The sequence below is a fragment of the Cupriavidus sp. FW306-01-F10A genome (assembly GCF_058782785.1).
Genome location: NZ_JBYSYA010000013.1, coordinates 46,829 through 63,124 on the forward strand (window position 1 = coordinate 46,829; position 16,296 = coordinate 63,124).

13 protein-coding genes are annotated in these 16,296 nt (G+C 66.8%); 8 read left to right on the forward strand and 5 right to left on the reverse strand.

What is annotated here, in order from left to right:
* Positions 1-45 precede the first annotated feature (45 nt).
* Together AC3WLF_RS19190 and AC3WLF_RS19195 are read left to right on the forward strand one after the other, a co-directional pair.
* Positions 46-450 (forward strand): thioredoxin family protein, encoded by a 405-nt coding sequence (locus AC3WLF_RS19190; protein WP_011616267.1) that lies wholly within the window; start codon positions 46-48, stop codon positions 448-450.
* A 147-nt stretch (positions 451-597) separates the two neighbouring features.
* Entirely contained in the window at positions 598-3,285 is a 2,688-nt protein-coding gene (locus AC3WLF_RS19195; protein ID WP_492352653.1) for a DNA topoisomerase III, read from the forward strand.
* 73 nt (positions 3,286-3,358) lie between these two features.
* On the opposite strand, the gene AC3WLF_RS19200 is transcribed toward AC3WLF_RS19195, so the two are convergent.
* The gene (locus AC3WLF_RS19200; RefSeq protein ID WP_010811330.1) at positions 3,359-4,306 is read right to left on the reverse strand and encodes a LysR family transcriptional regulator; all 948 of its coding nucleotides are present in this window, start codon (positions 4,304-4,306) and stop codon (positions 3,359-3,361) included.
* 200 nt (positions 4,307-4,506) lie between these two features.
* On the opposite strand from AC3WLF_RS19200, the gene AC3WLF_RS19205 reads away from it, so the two are divergent.
* The gene (locus AC3WLF_RS19205) at positions 4,507-4,761 is read left to right on the forward strand and encodes a hypothetical protein (RefSeq protein ID WP_492321351.1); all 255 of its coding nucleotides are present in this window, start codon (positions 4,507-4,509) and stop codon (positions 4,759-4,761) included.
* A gap of 294 nt (positions 4,762-5,055) precedes the next feature.
* Here AC3WLF_RS19205 and AC3WLF_RS19210 read toward each other — a convergent pair whose 3' ends face one another.
* The 3 genes from AC3WLF_RS19210 to AC3WLF_RS19220 all read right to left on the reverse strand — a co-directional run bounded on the left by AC3WLF_RS19210 (position 5,056) and on the right by AC3WLF_RS19220 (position 8,016).
* On the reverse strand, positions 5,056-5,511 hold the full coding sequence (locus tag AC3WLF_RS19210; RefSeq protein ID WP_340523080.1) for a YMGG-like glycine zipper-containing protein: 456 nt from the start codon (positions 5,509-5,511) through the stop codon (positions 5,056-5,058).
* A gap of 223 nt (positions 5,512-5,734) precedes the next feature.
* Positions 5,735-5,929: a YbdD/YjiX family protein gene (locus AC3WLF_RS19215; RefSeq protein WP_012354346.1), complete on the reverse strand. Its 195-nt coding sequence runs from the start codon at positions 5,927-5,929 to the stop codon at positions 5,735-5,737.
* A gap of 14 nt (positions 5,930-5,943) precedes the next feature.
* Positions 5,944-8,016 carry a carbon starvation CstA family protein gene (locus AC3WLF_RS19220; RefSeq protein ID WP_492352652.1) on the reverse strand — a complete coding sequence of 691 codons (2,073 nt, stop codon included), beginning with the start codon at positions 8,014-8,016 and terminating at the stop codon, positions 5,944-5,946.
* Positions 8,017-8,421: 405 nt separating this feature from the next.
* On the opposite strand from AC3WLF_RS19220, the gene AC3WLF_RS19225 reads away from it, so the two are divergent.
* Together AC3WLF_RS19225 and AC3WLF_RS19230 are read left to right on the forward strand one after the other, a co-directional pair.
* Positions 8,422-9,828 carry a cache domain-containing protein gene (locus AC3WLF_RS19225; RefSeq protein WP_492321349.1) on the forward strand — a complete coding sequence of 469 codons (1,407 nt, stop codon included), beginning with the start codon at positions 8,422-8,424 and terminating at the stop codon, positions 9,826-9,828.
* On the forward strand, positions 9,825-10,502 hold the full coding sequence (locus AC3WLF_RS19230) for a response regulator (RefSeq protein WP_492321348.1): 678 nt from the start codon (positions 9,825-9,827) through the stop codon (positions 10,500-10,502). Before AC3WLF_RS19225 ends, AC3WLF_RS19230 begins: the two co-directional genes overlap by 4 nt.
* A gap of 62 nt (positions 10,503-10,564) precedes the next feature.
* Here AC3WLF_RS19230 and AC3WLF_RS19235 read toward each other — a convergent pair whose 3' ends face one another.
* The gene (locus AC3WLF_RS19235; RefSeq protein WP_492321347.1) at positions 10,565-12,421 is read right to left on the reverse strand and encodes a phosphoenolpyruvate carboxykinase (GTP); all 1,857 of its coding nucleotides are present in this window, start codon (positions 12,419-12,421) and stop codon (positions 10,565-10,567) included.
* 461 nt (positions 12,422-12,882) lie between these two features.
* Between AC3WLF_RS19235 and AC3WLF_RS19240 the strand changes: the two genes are divergently transcribed.
* The 3 genes from AC3WLF_RS19240 to AC3WLF_RS19250 all read left to right on the forward strand — a co-directional run bounded on the left by AC3WLF_RS19240 (position 12,883) and on the right by AC3WLF_RS19250 (position 16,107).
* On the forward strand, positions 12,883-13,908 hold the full coding sequence (locus AC3WLF_RS19240) for a D-2-hydroxyacid dehydrogenase family protein (RefSeq protein ID WP_492321346.1): 1,026 nt from the start codon (positions 12,883-12,885) through the stop codon (positions 13,906-13,908).
* Positions 13,909-14,130: 222 nt separating this feature from the next.
* Positions 14,131-15,303, forward strand: a complete 1,173-nt coding sequence (locus tag AC3WLF_RS19245) for an MFS transporter (protein ID WP_492321345.1) — start codon at positions 14,131-14,133, stop codon at positions 15,301-15,303.
* Between the two features lie 165 nt (positions 15,304-15,468).
* Positions 15,469-16,107: an MOSC domain-containing protein gene (locus AC3WLF_RS19250; protein ID WP_011616272.1), complete on the forward strand. Its 639-nt coding sequence runs from the start codon at positions 15,469-15,471 to the stop codon at positions 16,105-16,107.
* Positions 16,108-16,296: the final 189 nt, after the last annotated feature.

Below are 16,296 nucleotides of genomic sequence, written 5' to 3' on the forward strand. Positions count from 1 at the left end.
TCGCCGGCAGCCCGCGTGCCGCGGGCGCCTCATGTTTCCGATGCCATGACCGTTTACTTTCCAGAACGTGACGCAGGCGCCATTGCCGGGTGCCTGGCAGCGCGGCCGCAGGGCCGCCTGGTGGCCTGCCTGTGCGCGCAGTGGTGCGGCACGTGCCGGGACTACCTGGCGGCGCTGACCGCGCTGGCCTCGCGCCATCCGGAGGATTGCTTCGTCTGGATCGACATCGAGACGCACGCGGATGCGCTTGGCGATATCGATATTGAGAATTTCCCGACGCTGCTGGTGCAGCCTGCGTCGGGCGGCACGCCCCAGTTCTATGGCACCCTGCTGCCGCACATCGAGGTGCTGGAACGCATGCTGAGCCGCGGTGCGGCGATGCCGGCGAGTGCCGAAGACGTGCCGCAGGTGCTGGACTGGTTGCTTGCCGGGGGGAGCAGCGCCGCCTAGGCGGCGACTGGGTCGGCGGCGGGGCTTGCTTGCACCGCCGTCGAAAGCGCGCTTATTATTGGCGCCTCATAGCCCCCCGGCGTTCTGATTACTTCGTTTGTAGTGCAATTCGCGGGTTGCCGGATGCAGCTCGCAAGGACCCTTCCCATGTCAAAAGCCCTCATCATCGCGGAAAAACCGTCGGTCGCGGCGGATATCGCCCGTGCCCTCGGGGGGTTTACCAAGCACGACGAGTATTTCGAGAGCGACGACTACGTGCTGTCCTCCGCCGTCGGCCACCTGGTCGAGATCGCCGCGCCGGACGAATACGAGGTCAAGCGCGGCAAGTGGAGCTTCGCCAACCTGCCGGTGATCCCGCCGCATTTCGACCTGCGCCCGATCGCCAAGACCGAGTCGCGCCTGAAGGTGCTGAACCGGCTGATCAAGCGCAAGGACGTCACCGCCCTGATCAACGCCTGTGACGCGGGGCGCGAAGGCGAGCTGATCTTCCGGCTGATCGCGCAACAGGCCAAGGCCAAGCAGCCGGTGCGCCGGCTGTGGCTGCAGTCGATGACGCAGCAGGCGATCCGCGATGGCTTCGCCAGCCTGCGCGAAGACGAAGACATGCTGCCGCTGGCCGACGCCGCGCGCTGCCGCTCCGAGGCCGACTGGCTGGTCGGCATCAACGGCACCCGCGCCATGACCGCCTTCAACAGCAAGGGCGGTGGCTTCTTCCTGACCACCGTGGGCCGCGTGCAGACGCCGACGCTGTCGATCGTGGTGGAGCGTGAAGAGAAGATCAAGCACTTCGTGCCGCGCGACTACTGGGAAGTGCGGGCCGAGTTCATCGCCGCCGCCGGCCTGTATGAAGGCCGCTGGTTCGACCCCAGGTTCAAGAAGAGCGAGTTCGATCCCGAGGCGCGCGAATCGCGCCTGTGGAGCGAGGCCGAGGCCAAGAGCATCGTCGCCGCCTGCCGCGACAAGACCGGCACGGTCACCGAGGAATCCAAGCCGTCGACGCAACAGTCGCCGGCGCTGTTCGACCTGACCACGCTGCAGCGCGAGGCCAACTCGCGCTTCGGCTTCTCGGCCAAGAACACGCTGGGCCTGGCGCAGGCCCTGTATGAAAAGCACAAGGTCCTGACCTACCCGCGTACCGATGCGCGCGCGCTGCCCGAGGACTACCTGGACACGGTCAAGCAGACCATGGACATGCTGGCCGACAGCTCGCCCAACTACCTGCCGCACGCCAAGAAGATCCTGGCCCAGGGCTGGGTCAAGCCGAACAAGAAGATCTTCGACAACAGCAAGATCAGCGACCACTTCGCCATCATCCCGACGCTGCAGGCGCCCAAGAACCTGTCCGAGCCGGAGCAGAAGCTGTACGACCTGGTGGTGCGCCGCTTCCTGGCGGTGTTCTTCCCGGCGGCCGAGTTCCAGGTCACCACCCGCATCACGGAAGTCGCCGGCCACCACTTCAAGACCGAAGGCAAGGTGCTGGTCAACCCGGGCTGGCTGGTGATCTACGGCCGCGAGGCGCAGGGCGACAAGGACGCCGCCAACCTGGTGCCGGTGGCCAAGGACGAGAAGGTCAAGACCGACAAGGTCGAGAGCGTCGGCCTGACCACCAAGCCGCCCGCGCGCTACAACGAAGCCACGCTGCTGTCGGCGATGGAAGGCGCCGGCAAGCTGGTGGACGACGACGCGCTGCGCGAGGCCATGGCCGGCAAGGGCCTGGGCACGCCGGCGACGCGCGCGGCCATCATCGAAGGCCTGCTGACGGAAAAATACCTGGTGCGCGAAGGCCGCGAGCTGATCCCGACCGCCAAGGCGTTCCAGCTGATGACGCTGTTGCGCGGCCTGGGCGTGCTGGAACTGACGCAGGCCGAGCTGACCGGCGAATGGGAGCACAAGCTCTCGCAGATCGAACGCGGGCGCATGAAGCGCGACGAGTTCATGCTCGAGATCGCGCAGATGACGCAGCAGATCGTCAAGCGCGCCAAGGAATACGACAGCGACACCATCCCGGGCGACTACGCCACGCTGGACACGCCGTGCCCGCAATGCGGCGGACAGGTCAAGGAGAACTACCGCCGCTTTGCCTGCACCGCGTGCGAGTTCTCGATCAGCAAGATCCCGGGCGGGCGCCAGTTCGAGATCGAAGAGGTCGAAGAACTGCTGCTGAAGAAGGAAATCGGTCCGCTGCAGGGCTTCCGCAGCAAGATGGGCCGTCCGTTCGCCGCCATCCTCAAGCTGGGCAAGGACGACGAAGGCCATTACAAGATGGAATTCGACTTCGGCCAGAACGACGACGACAACGACGGCGAGCCGGTCGACTTCAGCGGCCAGGAGCCGGTGGGCACCTGCCCGAAGTGCGGCGGCTCGGTGTTCGAGCACGGCATGAAGTACGTCTGCGAGAACAGCACGACCAGCCCCAAGAGCTGCGACTTCACCACCGGCAAGATCATCCTGCAGCAGGAAATCAGCCGCGAGCAGATCGGCAAGCTGCTCACCGACGGCAAGACCGATCTGCTGACGGGGTTCAAGTCGTCGCGCACCGGCCGCAACTTCAAGGCCTTCCTGGTCAAGCAGCCGGACGGCAAGATCGGCTTCGAGTTCGAGGCGCGCGAGCCCAAGGCGGGCGCCAAGACGGCGGCGAAGACCACGGCCAAGGCGGCATCGAATGGCACGGCCGAGGCGGCGCCGGCAACCAAGACGGCAGCGAAGACCGCGGCCAAGACGCCAGCCGCCAAGGCTCCGGCCACCAAGGCACCGGCCAAGAAGGCGGCAGCCAAGAAGGCCCCCGCCAAGACCGCCGCGGCCAAGAAGTCGCGCGCGGCGGCCGCCGGCGAGTAAGCGTCAGCGCGTCACGGCAAAACGCCCGGCATCACCGGGCGTTTTGCTTTGGCTGGCTCGGCCGGGCAGCCGCTCAGGTGCGCACGGCTTGCGCGCCGTGGCTGGCGGCTGGCGCCGGCTGCGCTTCCTTGCCCCGTACCTGCCCTTCTTCGAGCAGGAAGTCGATAAAGGCGCGCACCTTGGTCGGCAAGAACTTGCGGCTCGGGTAGACCACGCTGACGTCGCGCCGCGGCAGCTGGTATTGCGGCAGCACATGCACCAGCTTGCCGGATTCGATATTGGGACGCGCCAGGTAGGACGACAGCATGGCCACGCCCATGTCGGCCAGCGCCGCCTGGTGGGCCAGTTCGGCATTGCTGCACAGCAGCCCGGGGCGGATCGGCACGGTCACCTCGCCTTCCGGGCCCAGCAGCGTCCATTCGTGCTCGGCGCTGGGCAGGCGCATGGCAATGCAGCGGTGGTGGCTGAGTTCATGGGCATGGCGGATCGGCGCGTGCGCCGCCACGTAGCCCGGCGACGCGCACAGGATCACCTCGGCCGACAGCAGCGGGCGCGCCACCAGGTGCGAGCCCAGGCCCAGGTCGGACAGCATCACGGCCACGTCGCGGCCTTCTTCGACGATATCGACATTGCGGTCCGACAGGATCACGTCGAACACCACGTCCGGATACAGCTGCTGGAAGCGCGCCAGCAATTCCGGCAGCAGGTGCAGGCCGAACATCACCGGGGTGACCAGCCGCAGCGTGCCTGACAGCGACTGGCTGCGCGCCGTGACCACGCTTTCGGCTTCTTCCACGTCTTCCAGGATCTGCTGGCAGCGCTGCAGGTAGGTTTCGCCGGCGTCGGTCAGCGACAGGCTGCGGGTGGTGCGGTTGAGCAGGCGCGTGCCCAGATGGCTCTCCAGGTCGGCCACGTAGCGCGTCACCACCGCGTTGGACATTTCCAACTGCTGCGCTGCACGCGCGAAGCTTCCCAGTTCCACCACCTTGGAAAACACACGCATCGATTGCAGGCGATCCATGACACAGTCTCCCGGTTCTGCGCTGAATTCTTACGTAATCAGCCTATTTTATTGTTCGAATCAAAACTAATCATTGTGGATCCTGATATTTATTGATATGAGGGAAATGCCTAATATCTAGCCATCGGATGCCGCAATGCAACATAGTCTTTCGTCGAAGTGATGAATCAGGCATCCATGCAATAGAGAAGGCCTGAATCATGAAAACCAACCGCTACGCCCTGATCGCTGTCGCTACCCTCGCCGCCGCCTTGTCGGCCGCACCGGCCTTTGCCAAGAACGGCAAGTTCGATGTGTTCACCGACGGCGCCAAGGTAGCCAAGTTCGATCCGTACACCGACGGCGCCCGCGCCGGCAAGTTCGATACCTTCGCCGAGGGTGCCCGCGCCGGCAAGTTCGACACCTACACCGAAGGCGGCAAGTACGACACCACCACCGATCGCGCGCCGCTGTAAGGCCGCCTGGCCACCCCAGGCCCGTCTCCCCGGCGGTCTCTGGCAGCGCGATCCCCGGGGCAGCTTCCTCCCCTTGTGCGGCCCCGCCTGCTTCAAACCTGGTCTCCACAGGTCCTTGGGGGAGCGCCTAGCAGCCTCTCCGCCTTTATTGGAGAAGAAGCCCGCACCGGTTCCGGTTGCGGGCTTCTTTGTTTCTGCATCCGGCAGGTTTGCAACCACTGGCGAACGATTATGCCAGACGCCGCAAATGAAAAACGGGCCATGACGGCCCGTTTTGCTGACCCCTACGACTTCTTAGTCGTCGTAGTGGTGGCGATGGTGGTGCTTGTGCTTCTTGCGCTTGTAGCTGCTGTTGTAATAGCGGCGGTCATTGTCGTACGAGTTGCTGCGCGAGACGTTGCCGCCCAGCGCCGCGCCCGCGCCACCGCCCAGGCCGGCGCCGATCAGGCCGCCGGTGCGGCCGCCCATGGCATTGCCAGCCGCGGTGCCGGCACCGCCGCCCAGCGCGCCGCCGATGATGGCACCGGTGCGCTCGCGGCGGTTGGAGGTAACTGCGCCACCGGCGCCGCCGCCCACTGCACCACCGATCACTGCGCCGGTGCTACCGCCCAGCGCGCCGCCCACGGCGGCACCGGCGACCCCGCCGAGTGCGCCGCCCAGGGCGTTGTTCATGTCGCTCGCGACGGCCGGCAGCGCGCAGGCCGCCAGGGCGAGGGCAATGGTCAGGTTGCGAACGGGATGGCGAGTCATATCTTTTTTCCTCGAATTGCCATGATGTGTCGCAAGTGTAGAGAAGGTGCCGCACCCTTGCTGTAACCACCTGTAAAGCCCTGTAACCCGCTACAGAAACGGTATCCGTGCATTACAAAAGCGCGGCAAACACGCAACACTTCATAAAAAGACAGGCGATCAAGTGATCGCCTGTCTGCTTTGTATGCCGCCGGCCCGCAGGACGGCGGCGTTCAGCGTGTGCTCAGCAGCACTTGCCTTGCCCGCCGCCGTAGCGTGCCTCCTGGCGCTCGCGGAAGAACTCCTCGTAGCTCATCGGCGCGCGGTCCGGGTGGGTGCTTTCCATATGGGCCACGTAGGTCTGGTAGTCGGGCAGCCCGACCATCAGCCTGAGCGACTGCCCCAGGTAGCGTCCCATCGTTCCGAGTTGTTCCAGCATGGCGGGCTCCGGTATCAGGACTGGGCCGAGGCGGCGCCCGGCAGCGGCTCGAACGGCGTTTCCTTGTCGGTCGGGCGCTTCGCGGCGCGCGCCTGCAGCGCGGTCTTGAAGCCGTAGAACACGATCGACAGCACCACCAGCATGAACAGCGCGCACAGGCCGGCGTCCAGGTAGTCGTTGAAGACGATGCGGTGCATCTGCTCCATCGACTTGGCCGGGGCCAGCACCTTGCCTTCGGCAATGGCGGCGCTGAACTTGGCGGCGTGGGTCAGGAAGCTGACCTTGGGATCGGCGTGGAACAGCTTCTGCCAGCCGGCGGTCAGCGTGCAGATCAGCAGCCACACGGTCGGCACCAGCGTGACCCAGGCGTACTGGCCGCGCTTCATCTTGACCAGCACGCAGGTGCCCAGCACCAGCGCCACCGCGGCCAGCATCTGGTTGGAGATGCCAAACAGCGGCCACAGCGTGTTGATGCCGCCCAGCGGATCGACCACGCCCTGGTACAGGAAGTAACCCCACGCCGCCACGCACAGCGCGGTGGCGGTCAGGTTGGCGATCAGCGAATCGGTCTTGCGCATCGACGGGATAAAGCTGCCCAGCAGGTCCTGCAGCATGAAGCGGCCGGCGCGGGTGCCCGCGTCGACGGCGGTCAGGATGAACAGCGCCTCGAACAGGATGGCGAAGTGGTACCAGAACGCCATCATGGCCTGGCCGCCCACCACCTGGTGCAGGATATGGGCGATGCCCACGGCCAGCGTCGGCGCGCCGCCGGCGCGCGAGAGGATGGTGTTCTCGCCGACGTCTTTGGCGGTCTGCACCAGCACGTCCGGCGTGATCACGAAGCCCCAGGTCGAGACCGCGTGCGCCACCGCTTCCGGCGTGGTGCCGATCACGGCCGCCGGGCTGTTCATGGCGAAGTACACGCCCGGCTCGATCACCGAGGCGGCCACCAGTGCCATGATCGCGACGAACGATTCGGCCAGCATCGCGCCGTAGCCGATAAAGCGCGCGTGGGTCTCGTTCTCCAGCAGCTTGGGCGTGGTGCCCGACGAGATCAGCGCGTGGAAGCCCGACACCGCGCCGCAGGCGATGGTGATGAAGAGGAATGGGAACAGGTTGCCCGACCACACCGGCCCGCCGCCTTGCGCGAACTGCGTGAACGCCGGCATCTTCAGGTCCGGGGCGACGATCAGGATGCCGACCGCCAGCGCGATGATGGTGCCGATCTTCAGGAAGGTCGACAGGTAGTCGCGCGGCGCCAGCAGCAGCCACACCGGCAGCACGGCGGCGATAAAGCCGTAGATGATCAGCATCCACGTCAGCGCCTTGCCGTCATAGGTGAACAGCGGCGCCAGCACGGCGCTCTCGTGCACGTACTGGCCGCCGATGATGGCCAGCATCAGCAGCACGAAGCCGATCACCGACACCTCGCCGATGCGGCCCGGGCGGATATAGCGCGTATAGATGCCCATGAACAGCGCGATCGGGATCGTCACCGCCACGGTGAACGTGCCCCACGGCGAGTCGGCCAGCGCCTTCACCACGATCAGCGCCAGCACCGCCAGGATGATGACCATGATCATGAAGCAGCCGAACAGCGCGATCATGCCCGGGATCGTGCCCATCTCGGACTTGACCAGGTCGCCCAGCGAGCGGCCGTCGCGGCGCGTGGAGATGAACAGCACCATGAAGTCCTGCACCGCGCCGGCGAACACCACGCCGGCAAGCAGCCACAGCATGCCCGGCATATAGCCCATCTGCGCGGCCAGCACCGGGCCGACCAGCGGGCCGGCGCCGGCGATGGCGGCGAAGTGGTGGCCGAACAGCACCGCCTTGTTGGTCGGCACGTAGTCCAGGCCGTCGTTATGGCGCCACGCGGGCGTCATCCGTTTGGGATCGAGCTGCATCACCTTGTCGGCGATAAAGCGGCTGTAGTAGCGGTAGGCGATCAGGTAGATGCAGAGCGCGGCAACCACGATCCACAGCGCGCTGACGGCCTCGCCGCGCGCCAGCGCGACAGTGCCGAAGGCAAACGCGCCAAGGACGGCGACAGCCAGCCACACCAGGTGTTCTCCGATGCGATTCATAGTGAAGGGTCTCCTCAGACCGGGATATGGATAGCCTGCGGCGGCGAAAGACTGGTAACAGGCAACTGGCAGGATCGGCAGCGGGGGTGCGCCGAGGGCGGGCAGCGGGGGCAATCCGGCGGTGAGGGTGTCTCCTGGGATAGCTGCTGCGCGCCCGGTTGTGTCGTCGTTTCCGGATCTCGTCTTGCAGGCAGGCGACGCACCGTCCGGGTGTGGACGGTGCACCAGCTGCGTCCGCGCATGCGCCCTGCTGGGGCGGCGGCGCGTTCGGCGTGTAGTATTGACACCCGCCAAACCCCGCACAAGCGCGTAACTACGCAGCACTTCTGCGTAGTACTACGCAAATCGACGGTGGCATGCCGCCTGCGCGGCATCGGTGTTTACCCCCGGTCCCCCCGCACCTGTATGAAACTCCGCCAGAAGATCCTGTTGCTAGCCGTGGCGCCACTTGCGGTCGCCATGCTGGGCATCGCACTTGCCGTGCGCTTCCAGGCCACGCAGCTCGCGCAGCATGAACGCGCGCTGGTCGAGGCCGCCTACCTGCAGAGCAAGGAAACCGAGCTGCGCCACTACGTAGAACTGGCGCAGAGCGCGATCGCGCCGCTGGTGCGCTCCGGGCGCACCGACGCCGCCACCCGGCAGGCCGCGATGGAGGCACTTGCGCGGCTGGACTACGGCCCCGACGGCTATTTCTTCCTGTATGACCTGCACGGCCGCAACCTGATGCACCCGCGCCAGCCCGAACTGGTCGGCCAGGACCTGTGGACGCTGCGCGACCCGCAGGGCGCGCTGACCATCCAGCAACTGATCGCCGCGGCCAAGGGCGGTGGCGGCGCGGTGCGTTACCTGTGGAGAAAGCCCTCGTCGCAGCAGCTGGCGCCCAAGCTCGGCTATGTGGTGGCGGTGCCCGAATGGGGCTGGATGGTGGGCACCGGCATCTACCTGGATGACGTGGAAAGCACGCTGCGCCAGCTCGACGCCCGTGCCGAGACCGATATCCGCCAGACCATGGCCTGGATCGGCGTGATTGCCGGCATCAGCATCCTGCTGGTCGCCGCCAGCGGCCTGGCGCTGAACGTCAGCGAGCACCGCGAGGCCGACGCCAAGCTGCGCCAGCTGGCGCAGCGCGTGGTGCAGTCGCAGGAAGAAGAGCGCGCCCGGCTCTCGCGCGAGCTGCACGACGGCATCAGCCAGCTGCTGGTGTCGGTCAAGCTGGTGCTGGAAACCGCTACCAACCGCCTGCGCCTGGCCCCGGCCGAAGGCGCCGCGGTGGCGCCGGTGCTGGGCATGGCGCTGAACCGGCTCGATACCGTGTTCAATGAAGTGCGCCGCGTGGCGCGCAACCTGCGCCCCGCCCTGCTCGACGACCTGGGCCTGCACGCCGCGCTGCAGCACCTGGCGCGCGAGATGCAGGGCGGCAGCGGGCTGGAGATTGCGGTGACCCAGAGCGGCACCCCGCGCGAACTGCCCGACGAGCAGGCCACGGCGCTGTTCCGCATCGCCCAGGAAGCCTTGACCAACGTCGAGCGCCATGCCGGCGCGCGCCGGGTCGCGGTGGCGCTGGCCTTCGATGCCGATGCCACGCGCCTCACCGTGCGCGACGACGGACATGGCTTCGACGTGGCGCGCATGCAGGAGGACCCGCAGCGCGGCATCGGCCTGCGCAACCTGCGCGAGCGCATCGCCGCGCTGTGCGGGCAGTTCGACATCGTTTCGGGCACGGGCGGCACCCAGCTGGTCGCTTCACTGCCGCTGGCCAGGCCCGCGGCCATTGCGCACGATCCCGTTTCAGCAGGACCCTCGCCGTCATGACCCAGTCTTTTGCCGATTCCACCGAAGTACCCGCCCGCGTGCTGCTGATCGACGACCATGCGCTGGTGCGCGACGGCATGCGCATGCACCTGGCGCTGCAGCCCGGCCTGCGCGTGGTGGGCGAAGCCGACGATGGCGAGGCCGCGCTGGCGTGGCTGGACCGTGCCGGTGCCGCCGAGCTGCCCGACCTGGTTATCACCGATATCGGCATGCGCGGCATGGGTGGCATTGCCTTGGCCGCGGCGCTGCATGACCGCTATCCGGAGCTGGCGGTGCTGATCGTGTCGATGCACGACAACCTGGAGTATGTGCGCCAGGCGGTGCGTGCCGGTGCGCGCGGCTATGTGCTCAAGGACGCGCCCGCCGACGAGCTGATGGCGGCGATCCACTCCGTGCTGGCCGGACGGGTCTTCTACAGCGCCCGCATTGCACGCGGCATGGCCGAGCAGAGCCCCGCCACAGGGCCGCTCGATGCGCTCACGCCACGCGAGCGCGACATCCTGCGCGGGATCGGGCGCGGCCTCGCCAACAAGGAAATCGCGGCGCAGCTGGGGGTGTCGGTGCGCACGGTGGAGACGCACCGGCTGAACCTGAAGCGCAAGCTGGGGATCGAGGGGCGGGCGGGGTTGGTGAAGTACGCAGTGGAGACACTGGGGGACAGCGAGGCGGGATAAAAAAACGCCCGTCTCGGCAGAGACGGGCGTCTTTATCGCGAACTGCGCGAACCGTGGCGCGATCAGCCGTCCAGCCGCTTGCCCAGTGCCGCCCGCACTTCGGCCAGCGCCTGCGGCAGCCGATGCCGCAGCTTGGTGAACAGCTCGTCATGCAGCGCCAGCTCCTGCTGCCACGCATCGCGATCGATCGAGGTCACCTGCGTGAACTGCGCCGGCGTGAAGTCCACGCCATTCCAGTTCAGGTCCTGGTAGCGCGGGGTGGTGCCGAACACGTGCTCGGCGCCCTGCCCCTTGCCTTCCACGCGGTCGATCATCCACGACAGCACACGCATGTTCTCGCCGAAGCCCGGCCACACGAAGTTGCCGTCGGCATCCTTGCGGAACCAGTTGACGCAGTAGATCTTCGGTAGTTTCGCGCCCGCGGCTTCCAGCTTCTTGCCGAGTTCGAGCCAGTGGCCGAAGTAGTCGCTCATGTTGTAGCCGCAGAACGGCAGCATGGCGAACGGGTCGCGGCGCACCACGCCCTGCTGGCCGGCGGCCGCGGCGGTGGTTTCCGAACCCATGGTGGCGGCCATGTAGACGCCTTCGGTCCAGTTGCGCGCCTCGGTCACCAGCGGCACGGTGGTCGAGCGGCGGCCGCCGAAGATGAACGCATCAATGGGTACGCCGGCCGGGTTGTCCCAGTTGTCGTCGATCGACGGGCACTGCGATGCCGGCGCGGTGAAGCGGGCGTTCGGGTGTGCAGCCTTGGCGCCGGTGGCCTTGGCGATTTCCGGGGTCCAGTCCTTGCCCTGCCAGTCGACCAGGTGCGCCGGCGCTTCCTTGGTCATGCCTTCCCACCACACGTCGCCGTCGTCGGTCAGCGCCACGTTGGTGAAGATGACGTTTTCCTTCAGCGTCGCCATCGCGTTGTAGTTGGTCTTCTCGCTGGTGCCCGGGGCCACGCCGAAGTAGCCGGCTTCCGGGTTGATCGCGTACAGGCGGCCGTCCTGGCCCGGCTTGATCCAGGCGATGTCGTCGCCGATGGTGGTGACCTTCCAGCCCTCGAAGCCCTTGGGCGGGATCAGCATGGCGAAGTTGGTCTTGCCGCAGGCCGACGGGAACGCGGCGGCGACGTGGTATTTCTTGCCCTCGGGCGAGGTCACGCCCAGGATCAGCATGTGCTCGGCCAGCCAGCCTTCATCGCGGCCCATGGTCGATGCAATGCGCAGCGCAAAGCACTTCTTGCCCAGCAGCGCGTTGCCGCCGTAGCCGGAGCCGAACGACCAGATCTCGCGCGTTTCCGGGAAATGGACGATGTACTTGGTGGGGTTGCACGGCCACGGCACGTCTTTCTCGCCTGCGGCCAGCGGCTTGCCCACGGTGTGCACGCACGGCACGAACTCGCCGTTGGTGCCCAGCACGTCGTACACCGCGCGGCCCATGCGCGTCATGATGCGCATATTGACCGCCACGTACGGCGAATCGGACAGTTCCACGCCGATATGGGCGATCGGCGAGCCCAGCGGGCCCATCGAGAACGGCACCACATACAGCGTGCGGCCGCGCATGCAGCCGTCGAACAGGCCGTTCAGCGTCTGGCGCATCTCGGCGGGTGCGGTCCAGTTGTTGGTGGGGCCGGCGTCTTCCTGCTTTTCAGAGCAGATAAAGGTGCGATCTTCCACCCGCGCCACGTCCGAGGGGTCCGACAGTGCCAGGAAGGAGTTCTTGCGCTTGGCCGGGTTCAGCCGCTTCATGGTGCCGGCGGCGACCATCTGCTCGCACAGGCGGTCGTATTCTTCCTGGGAGCCGTCGCACCAATAGATATTGTCAGGCTTGGTCAGGGCGGCGATTTCCGCGACCCAGGCCACCAGCTTGGGGTGCTTGACCCAGGCCGGCGCATTGACGGGCGCCGTACCTTGCATCGTGGGGTGGTTCATACTGCAAACTCCAGGTTCGTAAAGGGAAGGAAGGGAAGGAATCCTTGCAAAGCCTGGCCAGCGGGCAGATGGGGCCGTCACACGCCCGGAGTGATGGTCGCACTCGGATCGACACATCCCGTTACAACTCCGCGGCGGCCCCGTTTAGGCAAAAGGTCGCGGCGGTCCCTGCGGCTGCGCTACAGTTGCGCTTCGCGCGCGCAGGGGTGGCTGCGCGGGCTGGCCGGACTTTGTCCGGGTGCGATCGCGTGGCGGGAGCAAGGCTCGACCGACAATCCGCAGTGGCACCGGAACGGGCAAGGATACCACTGGCGCACCCCCCTGTTTTTTGCTATGCAACAATCGCCGCCACCGGCCGGCGCGGGTTTTTCGATATTTCTCAACAATACTGTTGGGCGGCGCGCTGCTCGGTGGCCGCGCGCACCAACCGGCACAAGACCGTTACATAACCAGAGTTGCCGATGAAGATTGCCGTACTCGACGATTACCAGGATGCCGTGCGCAAGCTGCCTTGCTTCAGCCTGCTGGAGGGGCACGACGTCAAGGTGTTCAACAACACCGTCAAGGGCGTGGGCCAGCTGGCCGCACGCCTGTCAGACGTCGAAGCCGTGGTTCTGATCCGCGAACGCACCCGCATCACCCGGCAACTGCTGGAAAAACTGCCCAAACTCAAGCTGATCAGCCAGACCGGCAAGGTCGGCGCCGGCCCCGGCAGCCATATCGACCTGGATGCCGCCACCGACCGTGGTGTGGCGGTGCTCGAGGGCGTGGGTTCGCCGGTGGCGCCGGCGGAACTGACCTGGGCGCTGATCATGGCGGCGCAGCGGCGCATTCCCCAATACGTCGCCAGCCTGAAGCATGGCGCCTGGCAGCAATCGGGGCTGAAATCGACGACGATGCCGCCCAATTTCGGCCTGGGCCAGGTGCTGCGCGGCCAGACCCTTGGGATCTGGGGCTATGGCAAGATCGGCCGGCTGCTGGCTGGCTACGGCCGCGCCTTTGGCATGAAGGTGCTGGTGTGGGGCCGCGAGGCGTCGCTGGAAGGCGCCCTTGCCGACGGGCTGGGCGTGGCCGAATCGAAGGAGCAGTTGTTTGCCGACAGCGATGTGCTGTCGATGCACCTGCGCCTCAATGACGACACCCGCGGCATCGTCAAGATGACCGACCTGACCCGGATGAAGCCCACGGCGCTGTTCGTCAACACTAGCCGTGCCGAACTGCTGGAAGAGAACGCGCTGGTCACCGCGCTGAACCGGGGCCGTCCGGGCATGGCGGCGATCGACGTGTTCGAATCCGAGCCGATCCTGCAGGGCCACGCGCTGCTGCGCATGGAAAACTGCATCTGCACGCCGCACCTGGGCTATGTTGAGCGCGACAGCTACGAGCTGTACTTCCGCACCGCGTTCCAGAACATCCTGGACGTGCTGGCCGGCAACCATGACTGCATCGTCAACCCGAAGGCGCTGGCGCCGGTGCTGACGCGCTGAGGGTTTTCTCCGGCCGCCCGGTATTCCCCCTCTCACGCAGGCGGGCGAGGGGAGCCTCGTTCGCACGGTGTTGGCTGCAGCGGGCATCAATCCCCCGCGAACGCGAATTCCACGAAACCGCTACACTCGGGACTTCCCTTACCGCCCGGCCTGCCACGGCCCGCGGCAGCCCAGACAACAACAAGGCGCCCTCCTGCGCCAATCCCTATTCCCAAGGCCGGCATGGACCCCAGGCTAGTGACGCTCTGCGTCGGCAACTTCGTCATTGGCACCGGTGCGATGATCGTTACCGGCATGTTGAACGACATTGCCGGCGATTTCGGGCTGGGCGCGGCCAGTGCCGGGCAGCTGATCTCGGTGTTTGCGCTGGCCACCTGCATCGGCGCCCCGCTGTTTGCCACGCTGGGCTCGCGCATCGACCGCCGGCTACTGCTGGCCGGGTCGCTGCTGGTCTATGGCGTGATGCACCTGGCCGCCGCGTTTGCGCCCAGCTTTGCGGCGCTGATGGCGATCCGCTTCCTGACCGCGATCGGCGCGGCCATCTATACGCCCCAGACCGCCGCCACATTGCCGCTGCTGGTCAACGCGCAGACGCGCGGGCGTGCCATCAGCTTTGTGTTTCTTGGCTGGAGCATTGCCAGCGTGGTGGGCGTGCCGCTGGGTACGTGGATTTCCAGCACGCTGGGCTGGCGCGTCAGCATGGCGCTGGTCGGGGCCCTGGCGCTGCTGGTGTCGGCGGCGGTCTGGCGCGCGCTGCCGCGCGGGCTGACCGTGCCGCCGGCCGGGCGCGAGGCCTGGGGCGCGGTGCTGCGCCACAAGCCGATCATGCTGGTGGTGCTGACCACCATGATCTCGTCGGCGGGCATGTTCACCGTGTTCACCTATATCGCCCCGCTGATGCGCGACGTATACGGCATCAGCGGTGGCGCGCTCAGCCTGATGTTCCTGGCCTACGGCGCCTGCGGCGTGTTCGGCAATGCCATGGCGGCGTCGCGCATGGACCGGGTCACGCCCAGCCGGATCGTGCAGGTCACGCTGCTGACCTCGATCACGGCCATGGTGCTGTGGCCGCTGGCCGGGTTGGGCAGCGTGGCGCTGGTGTTGCTGTTCATGCTGTGGGGCGTGGGCGGGTTTGCCACCAACAGCGCGCAGCAGGCGCGGCTGGTGCTGCTGGCCCCGGAGCGGGCATCGGTGTCGATCTCGCTCAATTCCTCGTCGATCTACCTGGGCCAGGCCGCCGGCGCCATGGCCGGGGCTGCCATCTATACGCTGGCCGGCGCCGATACGCTGCACTGGGGCGCGGCGGCGCTGATGCTGGTGGCGCTGGCGGTATCGCAACGCGCCCGGGCGCTAGGCTGCCAGTGGCAGCGGCCGCAGGCGGCGCAGCAGGTGTGATGCAAGGCTGAAACCCGAGGCGGTTCCCCGCCGCCAGGTTCCTTGTGAGGGACCGCACCAAGCACTTGTCCACAGTGTTATCCGCCCCGTTATCCTCAGGCATATCCGCAGCTTATCCACAACCCTTTCCACAGCCGGAAGGGCAACCACGAAGCGGGGGCGCACGTGAGCGAATCCAGACCTCGGCCGGGCCTTGCGCGCGTGCTGGCGGTAAGCCTGGGCAAGGCCATCCCGCTGGTGGTCGCGGGGGCTGGCACCGAGGCGGTGGTGCTGTCGGGCATTCGCAAGCACCCTGTCAGCACCCTGCTGCACCCGTTGCGGGTACAGGTGCAGCCGCTGGGCCTGGCCGGCGACGAACAGGGCGACCTGACCGTGCACGGCGGCCTGGACAAGGCGGTCTACGCCTATCCCTTCGAGCACTACCCGTGGTGGAACGCGCGCCGCCGCGCGTGCGGGCAGCCTGAGTCAGGCCCGCCGTTGCCGTTTGGCGCCATCGGCGAGAACCTGACCCTGGAGGGGCTGCTTGAATCGCAACTCTGGATCGGCGACCTCGTGCGCGTGGGCACGGCCCTGCTGCGGGTGGAGTCGCCGCGCAAGCCCTGCTACAAGTTCAATGCCGCGCTGGGCTACCGCCACGCGGTGCGCGACATGATCCAGAGCGGCTACTCGGGGGTCTACCTCAGCGTGGTGCTGAAGGGAGAAGTGCGCGCCGGCGATGTCGTGGTTGTGCAGGCCGGGCCACGCGAACTGTCGGTCGACAGCGTCAATCAGTGGCGCCGCGATGGCCGGCGGCAGCTTTTCTGATAATGTTTGTCTAACCATACAAGCGCCCCGCCACACACATCTCCGGCATCCCCTGTGGCCCGGACGGCGTTTGCCGGTGCCGGGCATTACCAGACCCTTGCAACCCTGTAACGGACTGTAATACGCGGCGCTGGCTCCGGCGGGCGAAGCGCGGTACTAGTAGAGTCTTTGCGCGACGCGCACCGGCAA